The organism is Bacteroides sp. Phil13 (assembly GCF_001940965.1).
In the GTDB taxonomy this organism is placed as follows: Bacteria; Bacteroidota; Bacteroidia; order Bacteroidales; family Bacteroidaceae; genus Bacteroides; species Bacteroides intestinalis.
This window is the reverse complement of record NZ_MSHA01000039.1, coordinates 1-5,337: the sequence shown is the minus strand read 5'-3', so window position 1 is coordinate 5,337 and position 5,337 is coordinate 1. Positions and strand designations below refer to the sequence as shown.

Here is a 5,337-nt window from a genome sequence, read left to right as displayed (position 1 = left end):
CCGTTACTTTATAGGTAACGGCATAAAATACCGTGCAAATATAATTGATTTTATATAATTGTGCAAATAAAGCTGTTTTTTTTGTGATATTCATTAAAAAAAGAGTAATAGTATTCAAAAAACATTCGATTATGAAACAAAAGTTATTATTGGAAATGCTATCCACCACCATTCAGGAGCTTCGTGCTAATGGTCAATGGGGCACCGCTCACGTTTATCGAAGTGCCCGCAATTCTTTTTCTACATTTAATAATAATAAGGATATACCATTTTACAAATTGGATCCTAACTTATTAAAAAGCTTTGAGATATATCTTCGTCAACGCAAATGTAGTTGGAATACGGTTTCTACTTATATGAAAGTATTAAGAGCTATTTATAACCGAGCAGTAGACAATGGATATGCTTTATATGTTCCGCGACTTTTCAAGCATGTGCATACAAGTGTGTGTGCGGATCAAAGAAGGGCTTTAGAGGTTTCTGATATAGGGAATCTGCTTTGTGAGACAGAAAAAGCATCCTCGTGTGGCTCTTTACCTATAGAGTTGCAAACTACGAAGAACATATTCGCACTCATGTTCTTACTACGCGGTATTCCGTTTGTAGATTTGGCATATTTGCGTAAAGCAGATATTCAAGGTAATACTCTAAAATACCGTAGGCGAAAGACTGGACGTTTATTGACTGTAATGTTGACACCTGATGCTATAAAACTTATACGTATAGTAGCTAAAACAAAGCCGGAATCTCCTTATCTTTTTCCCTTTTTATCAAGCCCAGAAGGTACAGAAGCTGCTTATCATGAGTATCAATCATCCTTAAGGATGTTTAATTATCGATTATCCCGATTAAAAAAATATATGAAAACTGCTGCTCATCTAAGTTCCTATACTATTAGGCATACATGGGCAACAATGGCATATTATTGTGAAATACATCCAGGTATTATATCAGAAGCGATGGGGCACTCGTCTATCAAAGTGACGGAAACTTACTTAAAACCGTTCCAAAATGAGAAAATAGATAATGCTAATTCGCAAGTTATCTCTTATGTGAAAGAATACGCAAGTATTGTTTAGAGATTTATCGGAATAATAATCGGCTTTACGTTCACCCCGGGGAATAATATTCTTCGGGCATATTTTTGTGTCCCTACTCTTCCAATGTCTTTTTGCGTCATATTGCTCAATATTAATTAATTGCATATTCTATCCAAGTATTTTAGCTTGAAAACCTCTTTGTTTTCTCTTTTTTTGCCAATGTCAACATTATCGCAGTATTCAAAATTTACAGAATACATCAATAGCTAATGGCTAAAAAATATGAGAAGTTACATTTCTTAGAAAAGGTTAAATCAATTATTTGATTTAGACTCTGTTACCTATGAAGTAACGGTTTTAAGAAGGTGAGGTTTTACAAATGAATTTTTATTATTCTTTATTTTTTTAAATTTATAAATTTAAAGTTTTTTATTATGAACAAAAAATTTCTAAGTGCAATCCTGTTCGGGGCTTTAATGATAGGCTCTACAGGAACGTTTACGTCTTGTAAGGACTACGACGATGACATTAGTAACTTGCAGGGACAAATTGATGCCAATAAATCTGCTATTACAGAGCTGCAAAGCCAAATTAATAGTGGTGAGTGGGTTGCAGGCGTTACTTCTACTGCTGACGGAATCATTGTGAAGTTAGGTAATGGTAAAGAATACTCCATTACTAATGGTAAAGATGGCGCTAATGGCTCAAACGGTGCGGATGGACAAAATGGCATCAGTCCTAAAATAACTGTAGCAGATGGTTATATTAAGGTAAGCTATGACAATGGTACAACCTATACCAACTTAATCGCTCTTTCTGAATTGAAAGGTGAACAAGGTGGTCAAGGTGAAAAAGGTGAAGATGGAATCACTCCAACTTTCTCTGTTGGTTCCGATGGACATCTGTATGTACAATACGGTGATGACACCACTACTAAAAAAGATTTAGGAATCTCTATCAGTGGTATCTATTACGTGGAAGATGGTGTTACGGTGAAAATCTATATGCCGAAGAAGACTGGTGATACCATTGCTTATGATACTTTGGTATTACCAAGAACAGCTGCAATTACTAGTGTTGAAGCTGTAGGTGCTCAGAGTTGGTTTAGCTGGGATGATAACTCTTCAAAAACGATAACACTTTCTTATGGTAAGAATGAGCAAGGCAAAGCCATTGAATTCAATGGAAAATCTTATGCAAAAGATGCCCTTCTTTCATCTGCTAAATCTATCGTAATAGCTCAAGTGAATCCTACAATGGCTGATGCCAGTTTATACAATTTCTATTTGACGGATTCTAAAGGAAATTCAAATTATGTGATCTCTTCAGTAGAAGCAAATCAGAGTGTAGATCCTATCACGCGCGCTGATGCGACTCCTAATAAGGGATTGTATAATATGACTGTTGGATTCAAGGAAGGGGTAAGCTATGATGATATCTCTAACTCGAATTCAGATATTGCTTATGCAATTGCAACTAAGGACGCTTATGGCAATGAAATACTTTCTAAATATGATGTAAAAGTTTCTACCTCGAGAGGAACTACAAACTTGTATACAAATACTGCTCAAGTTGAAATAGGTAAAGCAGAAGCTTTAGATCAGTATATTGGGGGGAATAATATAATCGATTACTATTTCACAATAGAAAAAGATCAAACTGCCAACAAAGAAGCTACAGGTGCTGAACTGAATGGAAATACTATCAGTGGCAAGAAGGCTGGATATTTGTATGTTACTGTTCATTATTTAACAAGTACAGGCGAACACAAGTCTGATAAAACCATTAGGGTAAGATTTGTACCAGCTGGTACGGAAGCTGATTTGGCTGATGTTATTTGGACTATGACAGCTGCTGCAAACAAGAAGACAGTTTCTGTGGATGCAACTGCATTAGCTGATTATTTGACAGTAGGCGCTTCACGTTCATTTAGTATTAAATATGCTACTGATAGTGATGCGGATAAGTATGGTGTTATTGAAGGTATTACAGGACCTAACTTTAGCAGTGAAATAGATGAGTTTGGTTACACTAAGTGGAAAGCAAGTTTCATATTTGATGAGACGCTGGTTGCCCCTACTACTTATATCGGAACTATACATTTCAATGGAAACGGTTCTACTAGGCCTGAAAAAGATGTAACAGTTAAGATCGTGGTAAATGCTGCTACAACATTCGACTTCAAGCCTTTGGATGCTTACTTCAATACTGCTAAGACTGAAGCAACTGCTTACGGTACAGCCAATGGCACTAACATTACTTATGATCTGTTTGAACTGTTCAATATTGGAAATGCAGATAAAGTAAATGTACGGTTCGCAGAGAAAGTTCCGGCAGCTTATACAGAAGGTGGTGTTCAATATACTGCTAATCCATGGCTGAGTAACGCTTCTGTTTCTGCTATTACTGTTGATAAAGCAGGAGTTAATACAACCAATCATACATTTGGTGGAGCATACTATGCTCGTGAGATCACTGCATCTTATATTCCGTTTGGTAATTCTAAGGTTGAACCAATTAAGTTTGCATTTAACTTGACTATCAAGTCTGAAATCTTTGAAGGTGAACTTAAATATACAGGTAAGACCAAAGAAGTTAACGGTGGTACGAATGCTACATTAAAATTGTCTGAAATTTCTTCAAAAGATGTATTTGGAAAGACTTATAACGTATTAACTGACACACGTGTGAATAAACATATAGTTAAGCTGGCTGATGCAAATGCTCAGGAATATCTAAGTCTTGATAAGACTGAGTTTAGTAGTACAACTGATATAATTACGATTTCTAAGAAGTCTTCAAGCACTGCTATTGTAACTCCGCCGACATGCAAAGTACAGCTTATCGTAGTTGACGAGTGGGGTAAGAGTTTAAGTAGTACTGATATTCTTGTAACAGTTACTAAGTAGTAGCATTAATTTGAATACAACTACTTTGTGAAGAATAGTCCTTCTTTTTCACTATCGTGAAAAGTAAAATGTTGTTGTGTGAGGCTGTATCCAGTGGGAGACAGCCTCACTCTTTTTATATGAGTTATTTGAAGCAAATGCATTTTTTAGTTTTATTTGTTTATCGGAGAAAATTGCCGAAGAAAATTACTTTTTGTTCAGCAGAATTGGATAAGTCTAATTAGTAAACATTATATTTGCAATTTAAGAAAGGAGATAAGAAGTATGACAAGTATGCAACGAATGACTGACGAACAACTGCGAATGATATTCGCTGCTTCGTGTATCGAAGCAGCTGCCCGTCGCAAAGGTATATCTGCCACTGAGATGTACCGCCGTATGACACGTGTTGGCATGATAGAGGAGTACATTCTCCCCTATTATGATCTACTACACACTCAAAGCCGTGAATATATAACCGATACCACCCTTGAAACCTTGCATAACTGGGAAGCAGCCGGAAAAACAAAGAAAGGAGGTAGACTATGAGCATCCTCGTCTATCATGGTGCAGCCGACACTGTGAGAAAGCCACTGGCATCCTACGGACGTCCTGATCTTGACTTTGGGCAGGGTTTCTATGTTACCACCCTCCGATGTCAGGCCGAACGTTGGGCACAAATTGTCAACTTACGTTTGTTACGAGGTACTCCCTGTCTCAACATCTATGAGATAGATATAGAACGTATCCACCAGGCCTATCGCTGCCTGCATTTCGAAACCTATAATCGTGACTGGCTCGACTTCATCGTACACAGTCGCAAAGGGCTGAGACCTTGGCAGGAATACGACTTTGTAGAAGGAGGCGTAGCAAACGATCGTGTAGTAGATACAGTGGAAAGTTATATAGCGGGAACTATGCCTGCTGAAATAGCTCTTGAACAGCTAGCACAACATCAGCCCAATAACCAGATGTGCCTGCTCAACCAGCACCTCATCGACGAATGCCTGCACTTCAAAGAATGTCTGTCCTTAAGTATCGTACAGAAAGGAGGTAGGTTATGATAAGCGACCTTCTCCTCTGGAACAAAATAGGACGTATCATCGTATTATTGGGTGAACGCCTCAATATCTCTTCCGAACGCGCCCTCGGCATCTTCTATGAGTCCGAGACTTGCGGACGACTGCACGATCCGGAAACGGGACTATATCTAATGGGCGACCTGTATATCGTAAACGATGTAATTAGAGAATTGCAGGATAAGATGGGATAGGACAATAAAAAGTTTCCTCCTTTTTTCTTTTTCCCAAAAACAAGCCGTTTTTTGCGTTTTTCTATAAAGAGTGTAATTTCATATTCATGTTCATTTTATATATATTGCACGGTGAAATTATATAAATTATTTAGGA

5 protein-coding genes are annotated in these 5,337 nt (G+C 37.5%); all 5 read left to right on the top strand.

The window, feature by feature from the left end; translation table 11 throughout:
* Positions 1–131: 131 nt before the first annotated feature.
* The 5 genes from BWI44_RS06775 (at position 132) to BWI44_RS06755 (ending at position 5,201) form a co-directional block, all read left to right on the top strand.
* The gene (locus tag BWI44_RS06775; RefSeq protein WP_007667017.1) at positions 132–1,079 is read left to right on the top strand and encodes a tyrosine-type recombinase/integrase; all 948 of its coding nucleotides are present in this window, start codon (positions 132–134) and stop codon (positions 1,077–1,079) included.
* Positions 1,080–1,474: 395 nt separating this feature from the next.
* Positions 1,475–3,949 carry a PL29 family lyase N-terminal domain-containing protein gene (locus BWI44_RS06770; protein ID WP_195209822.1) on the top strand — a complete coding sequence of 825 codons (2,475 nt, stop codon included), beginning with the start codon at positions 1,475–1,477 and terminating at the stop codon, positions 3,947–3,949.
* Between the two features lie 264 nt (positions 3,950–4,213).
* The gene (locus BWI44_RS06765) at positions 4,214–4,477 is read left to right on the top strand and encodes a DUF3791 domain-containing protein (RefSeq protein ID WP_007667046.1); all 264 of its coding nucleotides are present in this window, start codon (positions 4,214–4,216) and stop codon (positions 4,475–4,477) included.
* Positions 4,474–4,992: a DUF3990 domain-containing protein gene (locus BWI44_RS06760; protein ID WP_007667049.1), complete on the top strand. Its 519-nt coding sequence runs from the start codon at positions 4,474–4,476 to the stop codon at positions 4,990–4,992. The genes BWI44_RS06765 and BWI44_RS06760 overlap by 4 nt, the downstream gene beginning before the upstream one ends.
* The gene (locus BWI44_RS06755; protein WP_007667054.1) at positions 4,989–5,201 is read left to right on the top strand and encodes a DUF3791 domain-containing protein; all 213 of its coding nucleotides are present in this window, start codon (positions 4,989–4,991) and stop codon (positions 5,199–5,201) included. Before BWI44_RS06760 ends, BWI44_RS06755 begins: the two co-directional genes overlap by 4 nt.
* The last annotated feature ends 136 nt before the right edge of the window (positions 5,202–5,337 follow it).

What these genes read in the sequence shown, in the direction of transcription:
- BWI44_RS06775 (WP_007667017.1), top strand. Translation starts at nt 132, where the DNA reads ATGAAACAAAAGTTATTATTGGAAATGCTATCCACCACCATTCAGGAG.
- BWI44_RS06770 (WP_195209822.1), top strand. Translation starts at nt 1,475, where the DNA reads ATGAACAAAAAATTTCTAAGTGCAATCCTGTTCGGGGCTTTAATGATA.
- BWI44_RS06765 (WP_007667046.1), top strand. Translation starts at nt 4,214, where the DNA reads ATGACAAGTATGCAACGAATGACTGACGAACAACTGCGAATGATATTC.
- BWI44_RS06760 (WP_007667049.1), top strand. Translation starts at nt 4,474, where the DNA reads ATGAGCATCCTCGTCTATCATGGTGCAGCCGACACTGTGAGAAAGCCA.
- BWI44_RS06755 (WP_007667054.1), top strand. Translation starts at nt 4,989, where the DNA reads ATGATAAGCGACCTTCTCCTCTGGAACAAAATAGGACGTATCATCGTA.